Raw genomic sequence first — 18,098 nt, 5'->3', positions numbered from 1 at the left:
ATGAACGTTAGAAATACCTTTACCGCTGTTCTTTTTTTTGTTACGGTGTTGATTGCACAAAGTGCTTACTCACAAACTAATTATGCTGATGTTAAAGTTGATGACTTGACGGATGCGCAAATTAGACAATTAATTCAGCGCGCTGAATCGATTGGATATGGTGATGCCCAGTTAGAACAAATGGCCGCTGCACAAGGTATGAAACCTGCTGAAATTGAGAAGCTAAGGGCCAGGGTAGACAAAATAAGAGGAGGAGCAGGCAACACTGGAGCGAAAACTGTTTCTGAAAAAGGCGATGTAGAGCAACCAACCGATCGTGAAGTAGATATCTCTTCCGGTAGAACCGATGCCAACAAAAAATCCGGGGATAAAAAGACCGCTGCTAATCCATCTGCCGATATCTTTGCAGACCTTAAACCGAAAATATTTGGTGCAGAGTTGTTCGCTAATAGTGACATCTCTTTTGAGCCTAACCTAAGAATGGCCACACCTAGAAGTTACGTAATTGGTCCGGATGATGAACTATTGATCGATGTTAGTGGTGATAATGAAGCCAGTTATAAGTTAAAAGTAAACCCTGAAGGAGTTATTCGGGTACAATATGTAGGTCCGATCGCTGTAGGCGGACTTTCGATAGAACAAGCCATCTCGAAAATCAGTGCGAAGATGGCAAGTACCTACCCTGGATTGAAAAACGGTAGAACCAATATCTCTGTTAATCTTGGAAATATCAGAAGCATTAAGATCACGCTACTCGGCGAGGTTGTCAAACCAGGATCTTATACCCTTTCCTCTCTATCAACTGTATTTAATGCGTTAAACGCATCTGGAGGACCGAATGTTAATGGTTCCTTTCGTAAAATACAGGTTATCAGAGGGAATAAAGTGGTGAGTACCATTGATGTATATGACTTCTTATTAAATGGAATTCAAAAAAATAACATCAGATTGCAAGATCAGGATGTCATTAACATTCCAGTATATCAAAGTAGGGTGGAAATTGCCGGAGAGGTTAAACGCCCTGCACTATTTGAGGTATTGAGCAATGAAAGTTTATCAGATGTGATCAGATTTGCCGGCGGATTCTCTAACAGAGCGTATACTGCGCAAATTAAAGTGTTGCAAAACACCAATAAAGAGCGTAAGATTTCTGATATAACTGCTGAAAAGTTTGATGTTTATGGTCCACTAAATGGCGATAAATATATTGTAGAAGGTATTCTGGATAGATTTGAAAATAGAGTGGAAATTGTCGGTGCAGTTTTTCGCCCGGGAGAATTTGAACTGGATAAAGGACTAACCTTAAAAGGATTGATCGGAAAAGCCGATGGAATTAAAGAAGATGCCTTTTTAAATAGAGGTTATATTTCAAGGTTAAATTCTGACAACAGTCTTTCTTTAATTTCTTTTGATCTGGATAAGGTCCTGAAAGGTACAGAACCAGATGTACCGCTTTACCGTGAGGATAAAGTAACGATTTCATCGATTTTTGATTTACGCGACGAATATAAAGTAAGCATCCAGGGTGAAGTAAGATTCCCTGGTTCATTCGATTACGCAGATCATATGAAACTGGAAGATATCATTCAAATGGCTGGAGGATTTAAAGAAGGCGCAACACCAACACGTATTGAAATTTCCAGAAGAATAAAAAACAGCGATGCCATGTCGGCCTCTGCCTTAACTGCCGAAGTATTCAATGTAAGCGTAGACCCAAACCTTAAAATCGTAGATAGCGATTTCGTATTGAAACCTTTTGATGTAGTGTCTATTCGTAGTGCTGAAGGTTACCAGGTGCAGAAACAGGTGAAGCTGGAGGGAGAGGTTTTATATCCGGGTACCTATACCATCATGCAAAAAAATGAACGCATTTCTGATGTGATCAAAAGAGCTGGAGGTTTAACGCAAACAGCCTATGCAGATGGTGCTTCCTTAAAGAGACCAGGTGCGGAAAAAGTGAATCCAAATGATAAAAATGCGATCAACAATAGAGAAGAAGACGATAAGAAGTTTTTAAATCTGAAACGTGCACAAGAGGTAGGTGTAAAGGATACGGTGAAACCAGATGTGGAACAGAAATTAATTCAATCAGATTTGGTTGGGATAGACCTGGCTCAGATTCTGAAAAAACCGGCATCAAGATATGACCTGATTGTAGAAGATGGTGATGTGATTCGTGTGCCAAGACAATTGCAAATTGTTAAGGTAACTGGTGAGGTGCTGAACCCGAACGGAATCGTTTTTCTCCCAAGTAAGAATTTTAAACAGTACATCAATGGTGCTGGTGGTTATACCGCCAATGCCTTAAAGAAAGGTGCTTATATTAAGTATGCAAATGGTTCTGTAGAGTCAGCAAGGAAATTCTTATTCTTTAATAACTTTCCAAAGGTGAAGCCTGGTGCTGAAATCTTAGTACCTAAGAAAGCGGAAAGAGAAAGAATGACCGCACAAAGCTGGATTGGAATTGGAACAGCTGTGGCTTCATTAGGTGCCATCATTGTTTCTTTACTCCGATAATTACTAGTTATTTATAGCATTTGCATTTTATATAATGGATTCTGAAAATCAAAAAAACATAGGAAACGGAGCTGACGAGATATCAATGAAGGATGTCGTTTTTAAAGCCAAAGCATTGTTCTCCTATTTACTCTCTAAAAGCTTAATTATTATATGTTTTGTTATCATCGGTAGTGTATTAGGCGTACTTTATTCGATGTCTAAGAAAATGATGTACACTGCCACCACTACTTTTGTATTAGAAGAAGCAGCAGGTGGTGGAGGTGGGGGCTTAGGAGCCTATGCAGGCCTGGCTTCCATTGCAGGAATTGATTTAGGCGGTGCCGGAGGGGGAATTTTTCAGGGTGATAACATCCTCGAATTGTACCGTTCCAGAAAAATGATTCAGAAAACATTATTGACGGAAGTTCAAAATCAGCAAAAAAAGGAATTGCTGATCGATATGTATATTGACTTTACAGGGCGTAGAGAGCTTTGGCAGGAAAATGCTGCGCTAAAGAACATTACTTTTAGAAATGAAGGGTCATTTACGAGGTTACAAGACAGTGTTTTAGGGGCTGTTTGTAGTGATATTGCTAAGAATTATCTGATAGTAAGCAAATTGGATAAAAAATTGAGCATTATCAAAGCAGACATTAAAGCAACCAATGAAGTGTTTGCCAAGGTTTTCAATGATCAGATTGTTGCCAATGTAAATGACTTTTACGTACAGACAAAGACGAAAAAATCATTAGAAAATGTAGCCATTCTCCAGCAAAAAACAGATTCTGTAAGAGCGGTGATGAATGGTGCAATATACACTGCAGCGGCAGTTACAGACGCTACGCCAAATCTTAATCCAACCCGACAAGTTCAAAGGGTTGCTCCTGTTCAACGGTCTCAGTTTACAGCAGAAACCAATAAAGCTGTATTGGTGGAGTTGTTGAAAAATCTGGAGATGTCAAAAATTGCACTCCGCAAAGAAACACCTTTGATTCAAGTTGTAGATGAACCCATTTTTCCTTTGTATAAAGAGAAGTTTGGTAAATTAAAAGGAATAGTAGTAGGAGGTTTTATTTTCGGCTTCCTGACTGTTTTATTCCTGATTTTGAAATTAATGTTTAAAAATACTTCACCTAATGAATAATCAATATATTGCCGTTATTGGCTTAGGCTATGTGGGATTACCACTGGCTATAGAGTTTGCTAAAAAATATCCCGTTTTAGGATTTGATATCAATACCACTAGGGTTACTGAACTATCTAATGGAGAAGATCAAACCAGAGAAGCAGATTTAACTACTTTAAAACAGGTGTTAAATGCTGAAGGACCTGCTTTCTTAAACTTTTCAGCAACAGTTGAAGATCTGAAAAAAGCAAATATTTATATTGTAACAGTTCCTACTCCTATTGACCAATTTAAAGCACCGGATTTACGCCCATTATTGAAAGCCTCAGAAATGTTAGGTGGCGTATTGAAAAAAGGAGATATCGTAATCTATGAATCAACGGTATATCCTGGTTGTACAGAAGAAGAATGTGTGCCAGTATTGGAGAAATTCTCCGGATTAAAATATAACGAAGATTTTTATTGTGGTTACTCTCCGGAAAGAATCAATCCTGGAGATAAAGTAAATACACTTACTAAAATTAGAAAAGTAACTTCTGGTTCTACACCTGAAATTGCAGATGTAGTAGACGATTTATATGCAAGTATCATCGAAGCAGGTACACATAAGGCCCCAAGTCTTAAAGTAGCTGAAGCATCAAAAGCAATTGAAAATGCACAAAGAGACGTAAATATTTCTTTTGTAAATGAGCTGGCCTTGATCTTTGACCGTATCGGTATTGATACCACAGATGTAATTGAAGCAGCAGGAACAAAATGGAACTTCCTAAAATATAAACCCGGACTTGTTGGTGGACACTGTATTGGTGTTGATCCATACTATTTGGCACATAAAGCAGAATCATTAGGCTATCATCCTCAGGTAATCCTTTCGGGAAGAAGAGTTAATGACAATATGGGGATGTTTGTGGCGAATAAAGTGATCAAACTGATGATCAGAAAAGGTCACAGAATTGATGGCTCTAAAGCGCTTATTTTAGGGATGACTTTCAAAGAAAATTGTCCGGATATCCGCAATTCAAGAGTGATCGACATCTATAATGAACTAAAGCAATTTGGTTTACAGGTAGATGTTTATGATCCACATGCCGAAGCGATTGAAGTGAAGAAAGAATACGGTATTAATCTAACGGGAGAGCTGGTAGCTGCTTACGATACGATTGTGCTGGCCGTTTCTCATGATGAGTTTTTACACCTTGATTATACGCAATTGAAAAATGGAGCCCACTCCGTAATTTTTGACACAAAATCCTTTTTAGATAGAGGAATTGTAGATGCGCGTTTATAATTATTTTTAAGATAATATGATTTTAATAGATATCATTGCTGGTGCAAGGCCAAACTTCGTTAAAGTTGCGCCAATCATTAGTGCCATACAAAAAGCCAAAAAAGAAGGTCATGAAATTGACTACCGATTGGTTCATACCGGTCAGCATTACGACCCGAAAATGAGCGGCAGTTTTTTTGAGCAATTGGAAATTCCTATGCCAGATGTGAATCTGGAAATCGGATCCGGTACTCAAGCAGAACAAGCTGCAGGTATTATGGTGAAGTATGAAAAGTTATTATTAGAAAGCCCATGTGATTATTGTCTGGTAGTAGGCGACGTGACTTCTACGATGGCCACCGCCATAGCCGCTAAGAAATTAGGGATTAAAGTGATCCATGTGGAAGCAGGAATTCGCTCAGGAGATTTAACAATGCCTGAGGAGATCAATAGGATCGTTACAGATTCCATTACAGACTACTTCTTTACTACAACAGAATTGGCTGGTCAGAACCTAATGAATCTAGGCGTTAAAGCATCGCAGATTTTCTTCGTTGGGAATACCATGATAGATACGTTGTTAAAACAGCAACCTAACTTGAAAAAACCTGACTTTTTTGATGAGTATGCCCTGGTAGAAAAAGGATATATTGTAATGACCTTACACAGGCCTTCAAATGTAGATGAGGCCAAAAACCTTAAAACATTATTAACTGCAGTTCTAGATGCTGCCAGGACCACAAAAGTGGTTTTCCCTGTTCATCCAAGAACAGCGAAGAAATTGGAAGAGATTGGCTTTGTAAGTGATCAAATCCATTTCGTAGAGCCAATGGGATACCTGGAGTTTAATTATTTAGTGAAGCACGCCTTGGCAATCATTACAGATTCTGGTGGAATCACCGAAGAAACTACAGTCATGGGTGTACCTTGTATGACATTAAGGACATCAACTGAAAGACCTGAAACTTGTACGATTGGAACGAATGTCTTGCTTGGCATTGATCCGGAAGCGATCAAACCAGCAATGGATTTACTATTCGCAGGAAACTGGAAGAAAGGTGCTATCCCAGAGAAATGGGATGGTAGAACTTCTGATAGAATCGTTCAGGAAATTTTAAAATTAGGATAGCCTAAATTTCACTGCTTCTAGCTTAGAGGCAGCGAAATTTAAATATTGATACCATAATAATGTTATAGGATATATGAAAAAGGTGGTTTATCTAAAGATTGTATATCCTTTTTTAAAAATGATATTTGGTCTTTTCTTTGATAAAAAATACTTGAGAGGGAGATACTTTGAACAGAGTATAATGGGTTGGAAATGGGTGTTCAGAAGTATGATTACCCAGAAATTATGCCGAAATAATGCACATATTCCATGGCCCGCAAGTACTAAGCTGGCGATAGATTATCCGGAGGGAATTATTTTCGATCCTGATGATCTCAATAACTTCCAGCATTTTGGATGTTACTTTGCCAACACTAATAATGGCATTATTCATATCGGAAAAGGAACCTGGATTGCGCCGAATGTAGGAATTGTGACTACAAATCATAAACTCAGTAATTTTGATGAACATGATCCTCCAAAGGACATTCGGATTGGCGAACGTTGCTGGATCGGAATGAATGCAGTTTTATTACCCGGAGTTCAACTCGGCCCCAACACGGTGGTCGGTGCAGGAAGTGTCGTGACAAAGAGCTTTATTGAAGGTAATTGTGTAATAGCAGGAAATCCTGCGAAATTTATAAAGAATATAAGCGGATAATATGTCTAAAAAACTAGTAAGTAATAGTGCTTTTTCCATATTAAATAACCTGGTGCAATTGGTCGTATCCTTAGGGTCCGGAATGCTGATTGCAAGGAGCTTAGGTCCAGAGGGAAAGGGTGAAGTCTTCTTGATCACCCAGATTTTTAATTTAATTACTGTTATTTTTTCCTTTGGATTTGGACCCGCAATCATCTATTTTTTAAAAAATGAGATGATTAATAAAGCCCGTGTCAATTCTTTTATTCTATACTATTCTCTTGGATTAGTCGTATTATTTGCTTTGAGTTTAACCTTTTTTGGTGACCAAATCGGTAGGCTCTTTAACGAAAATTTCCAATTTAAATTGTTAGTACTCACATTCTTGATCGCACATTTGAATATTGCTTCCTCATTGGTAGGTAATAAACAAATGGCTAAGGAAAATGGAGTAAAAAGATGGTCGGTGATCACCTTGATCAGTAACCTTTGTTATCTAATTGCATTAGTAATATTCTTGTTGTTATTTAGCTTGCAGATTATGGGGGTGGTTTATGCGCTGATCTTAGGAGGTGTAGTGAAATTACTCTTACTTTTTTATAAAACCGACCAGGTTGCAGATGAAGGATATCAGCGGATTTATATGGATGATGTCAAAAGATTGGCAGGTTTTGGCTTCAAGATTTTTCTTTCCAATTTATTCCTAACCACTGTATTTCGGCTAGATACGTTTTTCTTAAATAAAATGGTCTCACTATCCGAGCTAGGTTTATATTCCGTATCGGTAAATGTTGGTGAGCTTTTATTATTGATTCCTAGCGCTATCGGAGTCGCATTATTTCCCCATTTATCGGGCCTGGAGAAAGAAGAACAAAAGGAAGCCATGTGTTTAGTGGGAAGAATTAGTTTTGTGATCGGATTTATAGGAATCGTAGGTTTGGCAGTGATTGGTTATCCATTTATTCTGGTAGTTTTTGGCCGTAGTTTCCTCCCTGCATTTGTTCCATTCTTGATGCTGTTGCCAGGATTAATGGCGATGACCTTAAATTATGCCTACAGTAATTATTTTAGTTCTGTGGGTCGGCCTTTAACCGGTGCGATGATATTCATGGTTGGATTAGTGGTGAATGTGTTGCTAAACCTATGGCTAATCCCAATATTTGGTATCTCTGGTGCGGCAATTAGTTCCTCGATCACTTATTTAGTGATTACTGTAGGATTTATTGTAAAGGTGAGGCAAATGCATCGAATTCCATTGACGGAGTTTGTTTTCCCCAAGCTTTCAGATTATTTCTATATTAAAAATCAAGTTGTTAAATTCTTAAAAAGATAATATTTATGTGCGGTATAGTTGGATATTGGAATATCCGTAATGGGGTAAACGCCGAAAATGAGATTTTACATAAAATGGCGAAAACCATTGCTCATAGGGGTCCTGATGATGAAGGATATTATATCAATGAGTATGGCTTAGGCTTGGCTCATAAAAGACTTAGCATCATAGATTTAACAGCTCAAGGTCATCAGCCTATGGTGAGCCATGATCGTCGTTTTGTGATGGTTTTTAATGGCGAAATCTATAATTATATTGAATTAGCCGAACAACTATCAAAAGAAGGGGTGCAATTCAAAGGACATTCTGATAGCGAAGTGCTGTTGGAATGCTATAGACAATACGGCGAAAGTTGTCTGACCATGTTTAATGGGATGTTCGCATTTGTGATCTGGGACAATGAAAAGAAAGAAATTTTTGCGGCCAGAGATCGTGTAGGGATTAAACCCTTGTATTATTATTACAACCAGGAATTGTTTGCCTTCGGCTCTGAGATTAAAGCAGTCATTGCGCATCCAAATATCCCGGTTAAACCTAATCCTATCGGGATTAATAGCTATTTAACGCTATCACATCAGGTCGATAACCAAACCTGGTATGCTGATGTGTTATTGTTAGAACCAGGTCACCAGTTAACTATTAAGGCAAATAACCTGGAAAAGAAATGCTACTGGAAACCCGAAGTGGCCATAGATTATTCACGTAGTTATGATAGCTTCAAGGAAGAATTAACCGGGAAAATTTACGATGCGATCAAATTACACCAAAGAAGTGATTTGCCAATTGGTGCCCATTTGAGTGGTGGTATAGATTCTAGTGCCATTGTAGCCATTGCCAGTAAAATGAGTACCCTAGGTTTTCATACCTTTTCTTCAGCATTTGAAGGATTAGGAAAGCAGTTTGATGAGAATAAAGAGATACAAGAAGTACAAAAGAAATTCAATACCATACACCATCAGATTTCTGCGAATCCTTTAAAGGTAATGGAAGTACTGCCAGATCTGATTTCTTATCTGGATGAGCCTGTTGCCGGTCCGGCAATCATTCCCATGTATTTTGTGAATGAACTGATCAATCAGCACGGAATTAGGGTAGTGAACGGTGGACAAGGGGTAGATGAATTGTTTGGAGGTTATAGGCCTTCTTATACTTTAGCTGCAAGAAACCTGTTATCCTTAATGAAAAGTGGTCAAAAGGTACCCCTTTCAGAAGTGGCAAGAATTCCTGGATACCTGCATAAAGGAGGAACTTTTAAACGATTATACAATAGGGCAAGTCCAGCCGCTTATTCCATTTTCCGTAATGCCAAAGCTTCGGAAGAGGTATATGGAAGATATTATGAGGTAGTGAAGGGCCTGGGTGCGGGAATGTTAGGTTTTGAACAGAACATGTTGATGTCTCTTAAGTTCTATTTGCCGGCATTACTCCATCAGGAAGACCGCATGAGCATGAAGTGGTCTATTGAATCCAGGGTTCCATTTTTAGACCATAGGTTAGTAGATTTTAGCATGACCATCCCTAGCTATTATAAAGTTAAAGCCGGGACTTTAAAATCGATTTTCAGAGAATCATTAAGGGGAATAGTACCTGATATGATTCTGAATAATAAAATTAAAAGAGGCTATCCTACGCCAATTAGCGTCTGGTCTAAAAAGGAAATGGCTCAGTTTTTTAGAAATAACCTGCAGAAAGATAATTCTATCATCAATGAATATATAAACATGGATGATATTCAATTGATGTTAAATGATCATATGAGTGGTAAATCAGATTATACCATTCCACTATGGTCAGTTTTATGTACAAAAATCTGGTTTAATAAGAACTTCGGATAATGAGTAGAAAAGTGCTATTTATAGTTGGTGATTTTTGGCCAACTCGTACAGGGGGAACTATTAGAGTTGAAAAACTAATTAAGTATTTACCAGCACATGATTGGAAAGGGGTTGTTTTTACTAAGAAAATGCCACTAATGAACGATTATGAGCAGATTGATGGCACATCAATTTATAGGAGTAATGCTTATAATCTTCCCTCAGTTTATATAAAGATTAAGCAGTTCTTTCAGCGGAAAAATAATAATAGAACCCCTGTATTGGATGCGAAGGTTAAACCGGGTACAGAGAAAAAAAACGGAACTAAAAGTCCAGCAGCAGCAGCTGGCAATGCAAATAATCGTTTAGCAGATTATGTTTTTGTACCAGACGTAGATATCTTTTGGGCATTAGGCGCTTTAAGGAAAATTCGGACTACGGTTAAAAAGGAAGAAATAGAGGTGATTTATTCAAGTTCTCCCTTTGCTAGTGTACATATTGCCGCATTGCTGTATAGGAAGTTCATGAATAAGTCTATAAAATGGGTGGTAGAATTTAGGGATCCCTGGACATTTAATCCATTTAGAAACAATAAACTGCCCTTTTTTGAACAAATGGATCATAAATTGGAATCTATTGTTCTGAAATCCTGTGATCAGATCATTGTAACATCAGAAGCATACAAAGTCGAATTTCTTGAAAAATATCCTTCGCTGCCAGCAGATAAGATCACGTTTATCCCTAATGGTTATGATTCTGATGATTTCTCTAGTTTAAAACCGAAGGATACAGTCTTAAATTCCAAGCTGAAAATCATTCATGCAGGTAATTTTTATGGAAAACGCTCCATAAAACCATTTTTAGAGAGCTTAAATGCCATTTATTTACAGCAGCCAGATCTTATAAATAAGGTTCTTGTTACCCAATATGGTGTAATTGACCCTGATGGCGAAGCTTATAATTTGGCAAATCCTAATCCTTTATTTGAATTGAAAGCAGCTATTCCACATAAAGATAGCTTACAAGAGATAATGAATGCCGATTGGCTATTACTTGTTCCCGGTCCCGGAGCAGGAACAATGCCAGGGAAACTTTATGAGTACCTTGCAACAGGGAACCCAATTATTGCATTGGTAGAGGAAGGTCCGGCCAAAGAGTTAATTTTGAAATTGAATATTGGATATATCTCTTCCCCAGAAAGGGTGGATGATTTGTCGAAAATTCTACTAGAGGTTATCGAAGGTAGATCTCCTTATAAAAGATTGGATAATGACAGTCCTGAATTGAAGAGATTCGATAGGAAAAATATAGCCCAGGAGGTCGCACAACTCCTAAATGTTTGAGTTGTTTAATAGGAATTAAAACTATTGATTTCGAATATGAATTTGATTAAAAACATACCAGGGTACGCGATATTAAAGGCTGATAAAAAAAATGAAGATTTATAAGTTACTGACGCTTCTTGCACTTTCTTTGTTTTTTGCTGCTATCCTGCTAGTAAGGATACAATTTGGCAGTTATAGCTTTTTTCATTTGGGTCTGGTAACTGTTCTGTTCTTATTGGTACTTTTCCCCAAACAGGGGGCATTCAAATCTTTTTTTAAACTGGATCAACTGCTGATTTATCAGTTGATTTTTTTTCTGGTGGTATTGATCAGTTTTCTCTTGAACATTCCAAATGTTGACTCAGTATCAAGTATTTATTCAGCGAATACAGGGGAGACTCCTAGCTTTTTATATTGGAAAATTATGCTCAACGGGCTGATATTTGTCCTTAGTACGATAGTCGCTTACTTATTAGGCCGGACGGTATGTACTTCTAAAGAGCGATTTATAAAAATATACAATTTTGTAATTGCACTTTGTCTGTTCAATGCGTTTGTAAATGTGGTCACCTGGTTTTTCGCAACAGGAGGGTCAATCGGCAGGTATAATTTTGTACCTCCCATTACTTTTTCTCCAGGTATGAGTATTCAATATAGTTCTATTGGATTTCTACTCGGATTAGGAGCCTTAAGCGCAATCCAGCTTAAAACTAAAAGAAAGCTGATGAGATTTGCATTGGCTATTTTGTTGTTTAGTATTCTGATTATATTAACCAGACAGAGCCAGGTTAGTTTTGTGATCATGTGCATCTGGTATTTCTGTAAAACAACCAATATGTCCATTAAAAAGATGCTTTGGGCAGTTCCTCTATTGATTACTGGTTTGATCGGTGGAATAGCAGTACTTTTTCTTACCGGGGCATTTGACTCTTATGGAGGAATAGACTCCACTGAGAGTGTGGATGTCGCCATCAGGATCTTGATGTTAAATTCTGCTTATGAGATCTTTATGAATAACCCCATATTTGGAATCGGATTCGGGATGTTTGTAGGACACAATACCACGCCAATTGTAATTACCGGGGTACCAATTTATCTTGCCAGTCCGCATAATGGCGTAGCAAGTATCTTATGCGAACTCGGTTTGGCAGGAGTCATCACGGTATTTTTCATGACACTGGCTGTGATTAGAAAAATGGGACAGGCAATAAAACAGGTACAAGATCAGACACTTTATAAATATTGCTGTGCCATTTATGTGGTACAGGTTGTTTTTCTGCTCTCTATTTTTATTAGTAATTCGAATTTATACGGTCCTCCATCAGAGGTTCCTTATCTATACCTTTCTTTTATCTCCTGGTTTATGATCGGTTCAGTTATTGGAATTAAAAACGCTAAATTATAGGATACACATGCATATTTTAATCATACCATCATTTTACCCTGAGAAAAATACGCCTGTAAATGGATTGTTTTTTAAGAACCAATCCAAAGTGTTGCTTCATAAAGTAGGAAAAATTGGAACGGTTTACACGGAACAAAAAAGCCTAAAGAAGGTGTTTTCTGGTATCAATGAAAATCTGTACCAGCTGACTAAAGAAAAGGAAGATGGCTTGTTAACCTATCGCATTCGCGGTATAAATCTTCTCAATCAATACCCATTAGGTAGCGCGATCTGGATAAAGGTTACGCTATCCTTGGTGAAAAAATATATAGCAGAAAATGGTAAGCCTGATATCATTCATGCGCATAATGTATTCCATGCAGGTCGGGTGGCAATGGCTTGCTTTAAAAAGCACCAAATCCCATATGTAATTACCGAACACGATTCGGCCTACTTACTAAATGATTATACAGCTGAAAAACTAAAGATTGCGACTCGGGTCTTGAAATCCTCTGCAGGTAATATTGCCGTCAGTAAAAATCTCGCAACTGCAATTGCTAAATCTTGTAATGTGTCGCCACTTCAAGTGATCCCCAATGTGGTGAACCTTGGTCTTTTTCAGTTGGATTTTTCCAATAGAAAAGAAGATCAGTTTAAAGTGATTTCCGTAGGCAATCTGTTGAAAAATAAAGGACATCATATCCTCATTCAGGCCTTTAAAATTTTCAAAGACACAGGTGTAAATGCTGCCCTTGAAATTTATGGAGAAGGACCGGAGTTTGAAAATTTAAGTCAGTTGATCCTCGATCTTGACCTCAGCGATTGTGTAACGCTGAAAGGGAAAATTAGTCCCCACAACTTAGTTGGCTGTTATCAAACCTCACATTGTCTGGTATTGCCTTCTTTTAGGGAGACTTTTGGTGTAGTGATTATCGAAGCAATGGCCTGTGGCCTGCCAGTAATTGCAACGAAAAGTGGTGGTCCAGAGGATATTATCATTCCGGGGACAGGAATTCTCATCGAATCGGGCGATATTTTAAAGATGGCAGCATCTTTGTCTGAGCTGCATCGTAATTACTCGGCCTTTGATCCTGCAGAAATTAGAAAATTTATAGAAAGAAATTATAGTGAAGATGTTGTTGCGGATCAACTACTCTCTTTATATAGAGCAGTTGAAAACTCAGCTAACGTCGAAAAGAAATAAAACCATATGAAATTAGCACCTATTGTAGTATTTGCGTACAACCGCCCCTTAATATTGGAAGAAACATTAACCTCTCTAAGCACTAATAAAGAATCAAAAGATAGTACATTATATGTTTTTTGTGATGGACCAAAACCAGATGCATCAGAGCAGGAACTACAGCTAATTAGAGAGGTGAGGGAAATGGTGAAAAGCAGACAGTGGTGTAAAGAAGTGATTGTTTTTGAAAGTGAAGTAAATAAAGGGCTTTCTAAAGCAATTATCAGTGGAGTAAATCAGATTATGGAAAGCCACGAAAGCATCATTGTATTAGAAGACGACCTGGTTGTGTCTCCATTTTATCTGGATTACATGAACCATGCTTTGAATCTGTACAAAGACAATGATCGTGTGATTTCGGTTGTAGGATACAATTATCCATTGGCTTTTAAAAAGGATTTTCCGGAAACCTACTTTTTGAGAAATGCAGATTGCTTAGGATGGGGAACATGGAGAAGAGGCTGGAAGCTATTTGAAGAGAATGCTCAGGTACTGATGGATAAAATCGAAAGTATGGGAGCAGAAAAGGAATTTGATTTTGATGGTCAATATCCATACTGTAAGATGTTACAGCAGGTAGCAGATGGAACGGTAAACTCATGGGCGATCCGTTGGTATGCAACCTCTTTTGTATATAATATGCTCACCTTATTCCCGCAAAAATCTTTTGTAAGACACATTGGTCATGTTGGAAGTAATATCAAAGCAGATAATAGCGATGTTTTTGGCTGGGATATCAATATGGAGAAGGTGACTTATTATGAAGAAAATACCAGAGAAATACCAGAAAATCGCTTAAGACTATCAAAGCATTTTAGAAAATATAACCGTAGAAGATTATCGTTATCAAGTATAAAATATGCATATAAAAGATTTATCTTGTCAAGATTCTAATTTTGATCTAATCATCCTTTAACCTAAAACCGCTACTATAGAATGGCCACTTTATTAAAAAAAATTCAATTGTTTTTGCCCCCCATTGTCACCGATTTTCTGAAGAAAAATATTGGCTATGTGGGTAGAGCACCATGGGAATATTTTCCTGATGGATTTGATAGTAAAATTAAAACTGGTGGATGGGGATTAGACAGTATTGCTGCTTTACAAAGAGAAAAATGGGGTTCTTATGCAAATCGCATTGGCTCTGCCAATGCCTTGGGCGTTAATCATGAAAGTCCGCAGGTGTCTCATGAAAATGACCCCTTCTTTCATAACTTGTTGCTCTCTTTTGCTTATGTACTGGCTTTATCTGCTATAGACAAAAAACTAACCCGCGTATTGGACTGGGGTGGAGGAATTGGCCATTATGGATTATTAGCAGAAGAACTGGTAAAAACTACAAATGTAGAAGTGGATTACTATTGCTATGATTTTGAAGTGTTCAACAATCATGGAAAAGCATTGAATCCTGCTTACCATTATTTTAATGATGAAAATCTACATCAGGATGTAGACTTTGATTTAGTAGTGGCCAGTAGCTCTTTATGGTATGAAAAGGACTGGAAAGCAGGAGTAGATAAAATATGTAAGTATAATTCTGATTATGTATACATCACCAGAATGATCTTTATTTTGGATAAACCCAGCTTTGTAGCCATCCAAAGACCGAAAACAATGGGCTATGAAACGGAATACCTGTTTTGGATTTTAAATAAGACGGAGTTCCTGGATTATTTGAAAAGTAAAAACCTTTCTCTGGTTAGAGAATTTGAATTTGGACCGGTCACCCCAATCTTTAAAGCACCGGAACAAGGTACGATGATGGGCTTCCTGTTTAAAAAGAATTAATATGAAACCCTATGCTTATTTAATTAATTTTGATTACTAAAATATAAATAATGAAATCACCCTATATTATAAATTTCCAACATACGGGAAGTGCTGAGTTTGGTTATCTTGATATCGCTGAGGTGGGAAAAACAATCCCTTTTGAGGTGAAAAGAATGTTTTGGACACACTCGGTTCCCAATGGAATAGTTCGGGGAAATCATGCTCATAAAGCGACTGAACAAATTTTGATTGCTATTGAAGGGCGAATTATCGTAACAACTGAAATGCCTGATGGGCAAATCGACACCTTCGAACTGACTTCCTCTACTCAGGGTATTTATTTGCCTCCTCACGTTTGGCATAGAATGGAATACCATGATAATGCGGTGCAGATTGTGTTCTGTTCCGGCCTATTTGAAGAAGCAGATTATTTAAGAGAATACACTGACTATAAAGAATATTATAAATAATGAAAATTCCATATCTATCTTTTGAATATCAACACGGTCTTCTTAAACCTGAATTAAAGAGCGCATGTGAAAAGGTAATTGATTCTGCTTGGTTCATTATGGGGAATTCCTTGAAAGAATTTGAAGAAAATTACGCTAAACTAGGACAGACTAAATCGTCTGTAGGTGTTGGAAACGGACTTGATGCACTGATACTTTCTCTAATGGCTTTAGGCGTAGGAGAAGGGGATGAAGTTTTGGTGCCTTCCAATACTTATATCGCTTCCTGGCTTGCAGTTTCTGCAGTAGGTGCAATTCCAATCCCTGTAGAGCCTAATCTAGCGACCTATAATATCGATGTAGATCAGATCGAAAGTAAAATCACCCCTAAAACAAAAGCAATTTTGCCAGTGCATTTGTATGGTTTGTCATGCGAAATGGACAAAATCATGGAAATTGCAAAAAAACATAACCTGTTTGTAGTTGAAGATAATGCACAAGCTCATCTGGCTACCTTCAATGGAAAGCTGACCGGGTCTTTTGGTGATTTAAATGGAACTAGCTTCTACCCAGGAAAGAACTTAGGGGCACTTGGTGATGCAGGCGCTGTAAGTGGCGACAATGCGGAACTGATTGAAACGGTTCGCGTATTGAGGAACTATGGTTCAGAAAAGAAATATTATAATAAAGTCAAAGGCTTAAACTCAAGACTTGATGAAATGCAGGCCGAACTTCTGAATGTTAAATTGGGCTATATTGAACGCTTTACTCAGGAAAGAACGGTAATTGCAGCACAGTATGACGAAGCTTTAGCAGGTATTGAGGGATTAACTTTACCTCATGTTAATGAAGGCTCGTCGCATGTATACCACATTTATTTGGTTAGAACTCCAAAAAGAGATGCACTAATGGCACACCTTGCTGAGCTTGGCGTAAATGCAATGATTCATTATCCTCGCCCTCCGCATTTGCAGGAAGCTTACCAGGAACTTGGCTATAAAAAAGGAGATTTTCCACTAGCTGAAGAAATTGCAGATACCTGTTTAAGTATCCCACTTTACCCTGGCCTAAAGGACGAAGAAATCGAATACGTTGTGAAGTCCATCAAGTCATTTTTCCAAAATAATTAATGCGTTATTACTGTACCTTGTTCGATGTGAATTATCTGCCAAACTTTTTGGCACTTTATGATTCACTCCTACACACCTCTACTAAATTGAAGATCTATGCTTTCTGCATGGATCAAAAATCATATGACTATTTATCTAAGTACCAAGGTAACTCGGTAGGAGAAATTGTTTGTGTCAATCTTAGTCAGCTAATGAATGAATTTCCAATATTGACGGAGCTAAAACAGCAAAGGTCAATAGTGGAATTCTATTTTAGTTGTAGCCCCTTCATTTGTAGCTATGTCTTTCTGAAAGAACAATCATGCGCATTGCTGACTTATCTGGATGCAGACCTGTACTTCTTTAGCTCAGCAGAGAAAATATACGAAGAGATTGGGGATGCTTCAGTAGCCATCATTGAACATAAGTTTCATGGATGGGGCAAGAGATACATGAAATACGGTAGATTTAACGTAGGCTGGGTATCTTTTAGAAGGGATACTGAAGGCCAGAAATGTTTAAAATCCTGGTTAAACGATTGTCAGGAATGGTGCTTTGATTATTATGACGAAGCAGGACAACGATTTGGAGATCAGAAATATTTAGACAAATGGGAACATGAGTTTTCAGGCGTTAAAATCATCAAGCAAAAAGGAGCCAATGTTGCCCCTTGGAATGCCGGACAATATAAGATTTCCAAAAATGCTCAAAACCAGATCTTTATTGATCAGGATGTTTTAGTGTTTTATCATTTTGCGAGTTTCAAAAAAATCGCTCCTGATACTTATACCACCAGTATGAGTAGGTATATGGTTAGACCTTGTCCCGTTCTTAAAACAGATATTTACAAGAAATACCTGAACGAGGTTGCTAAATATTCTGAAATAATTAATAAAGCATTGGCAAGTGACGCTGCAGAGGTAATGAAAAAAAACAGAACAGCAGTCAATCAAAACAGTATCAGAAAGAGCGCAACTCAACTGTTTACCTCATTTAGAAGATGGTACTATAATGATTACATTTACAAATAG

General features: G+C 37.7%; 15 protein-coding genes. All 15 read left to right on the top strand.

What is annotated here, in order from left to right; genetic code table 11:
* The 15 genes from R2S10_RS12035 to R2S10_RS11965 all read left to right on the top strand — a co-directional run bounded on the left by R2S10_RS12035 (position 1) and on the right by R2S10_RS11965 (position 18,098).
* The gene (locus R2S10_RS12035) at positions 1-2,517 is read left to right on the top strand and encodes an SLBB domain-containing protein (protein WP_316840686.1); all 2,517 of its coding nucleotides are present in this window, start codon (positions 1-3) and stop codon (positions 2,515-2,517) included.
* A 34-nt stretch (positions 2,518-2,551) separates the two neighbouring features.
* Positions 2,552-3,643 carry a lipopolysaccharide biosynthesis protein gene (locus tag R2S10_RS12030; protein ID WP_316840685.1) on the top strand — a complete coding sequence of 364 codons (1,092 nt, stop codon included), beginning with the start codon at positions 2,552-2,554 and terminating at the stop codon, positions 3,641-3,643.
* Positions 3,636-4,913 (top strand): nucleotide sugar dehydrogenase, encoded by a 1,278-nt coding sequence (locus R2S10_RS12025; protein ID WP_316840684.1) that lies wholly within the window; start codon positions 3,636-3,638, stop codon positions 4,911-4,913. The genes R2S10_RS12030 and R2S10_RS12025 overlap by 8 nt, the downstream gene beginning before the upstream one ends.
* A gap of 16 nt (positions 4,914-4,929) precedes the next feature.
* A complete protein-coding gene (gene wecB, locus R2S10_RS12020) occupies positions 4,930-6,021 on the top strand; it encodes a non-hydrolyzing UDP-N-acetylglucosamine 2-epimerase (RefSeq protein ID WP_316840683.1) in 1,092 nt (363 codons plus the stop codon).
* 118 nt (positions 6,022-6,139) lie between these two features.
* On the top strand, positions 6,140-6,661 hold the full coding sequence (locus tag R2S10_RS12015) for an acyltransferase (RefSeq protein WP_316840682.1): 522 nt from the start codon (positions 6,140-6,142) through the stop codon (positions 6,659-6,661).
* A gap of 1 nt (position 6,662) precedes the next feature.
* Positions 6,663-7,973 (top strand): oligosaccharide flippase family protein, encoded by a 1,311-nt coding sequence (locus R2S10_RS12010; RefSeq protein WP_316840681.1) that lies wholly within the window; start codon positions 6,663-6,665, stop codon positions 7,971-7,973.
* A gap of 5 nt (positions 7,974-7,978) precedes the next feature.
* Entirely contained in the window at positions 7,979-9,808 is a 1,830-nt protein-coding gene (gene asnB / locus R2S10_RS12005; protein WP_316840680.1) for an asparagine synthase (glutamine-hydrolyzing), read from the top strand.
* Positions 9,808-11,130: a glycosyltransferase gene (locus R2S10_RS12000; RefSeq protein WP_316840679.1), complete on the top strand. Its 1,323-nt coding sequence runs from the start codon at positions 9,808-9,810 to the stop codon at positions 11,128-11,130. The genes asnB and R2S10_RS12000 overlap by 1 nt, the downstream gene beginning before the upstream one ends.
* Before the next feature lie 91 nt (positions 11,131-11,221).
* Entirely contained in the window at positions 11,222-12,517 is a 1,296-nt protein-coding gene (locus tag R2S10_RS11995) for an O-antigen ligase family protein (protein ID WP_316840678.1), read from the top strand.
* Between the two features lie 7 nt (positions 12,518-12,524).
* On the top strand, positions 12,525-13,700 hold the full coding sequence (locus R2S10_RS11990; RefSeq protein ID WP_316840677.1) for a glycosyltransferase: 1,176 nt from the start codon (positions 12,525-12,527) through the stop codon (positions 13,698-13,700).
* 6 nt (positions 13,701-13,706) lie between these two features.
* The gene (locus tag R2S10_RS11985) at positions 13,707-14,633 is read left to right on the top strand and encodes a glycosyltransferase family A protein (protein ID WP_316840676.1); all 927 of its coding nucleotides are present in this window, start codon (positions 13,707-13,709) and stop codon (positions 14,631-14,633) included.
* Positions 14,634-14,675: 42 nt separating this feature from the next.
* Positions 14,676-15,527: a hypothetical protein gene (locus R2S10_RS11980; protein WP_316840675.1), complete on the top strand. Its 852-nt coding sequence runs from the start codon at positions 14,676-14,678 to the stop codon at positions 15,525-15,527.
* Positions 15,528-15,577: 50 nt separating this feature from the next.
* Entirely contained in the window at positions 15,578-15,979 is a 402-nt protein-coding gene (locus R2S10_RS11975; protein ID WP_316840674.1) for an FdtA/QdtA family cupin domain-containing protein, read from the top strand.
* Entirely contained in the window at positions 15,979-17,088 is a 1,110-nt protein-coding gene (locus R2S10_RS11970; protein ID WP_316840673.1) for a DegT/DnrJ/EryC1/StrS family aminotransferase, read from the top strand. Before R2S10_RS11975 ends, R2S10_RS11970 begins: the two co-directional genes overlap by 1 nt.
* Positions 17,088-18,098 (top strand): hypothetical protein, encoded by a 1,011-nt coding sequence (locus R2S10_RS11965; RefSeq protein ID WP_316840672.1) that lies wholly within the window; start codon positions 17,088-17,090, stop codon positions 18,096-18,098. The genes R2S10_RS11970 and R2S10_RS11965 overlap by 1 nt, the downstream gene beginning before the upstream one ends.

It is taken from the genome of Pedobacter gandavensis, from assembly GCF_032678745.1.
In the GTDB taxonomy this organism is placed as follows: domain Bacteria; phylum Bacteroidota; class Bacteroidia; order Sphingobacteriales; family Sphingobacteriaceae; genus Pedobacter; species Pedobacter gandavensis_C.
Note: the sequence above shows the minus strand (reverse complement) of the source record. Positions and strands in the feature narration are given on the sequence as shown.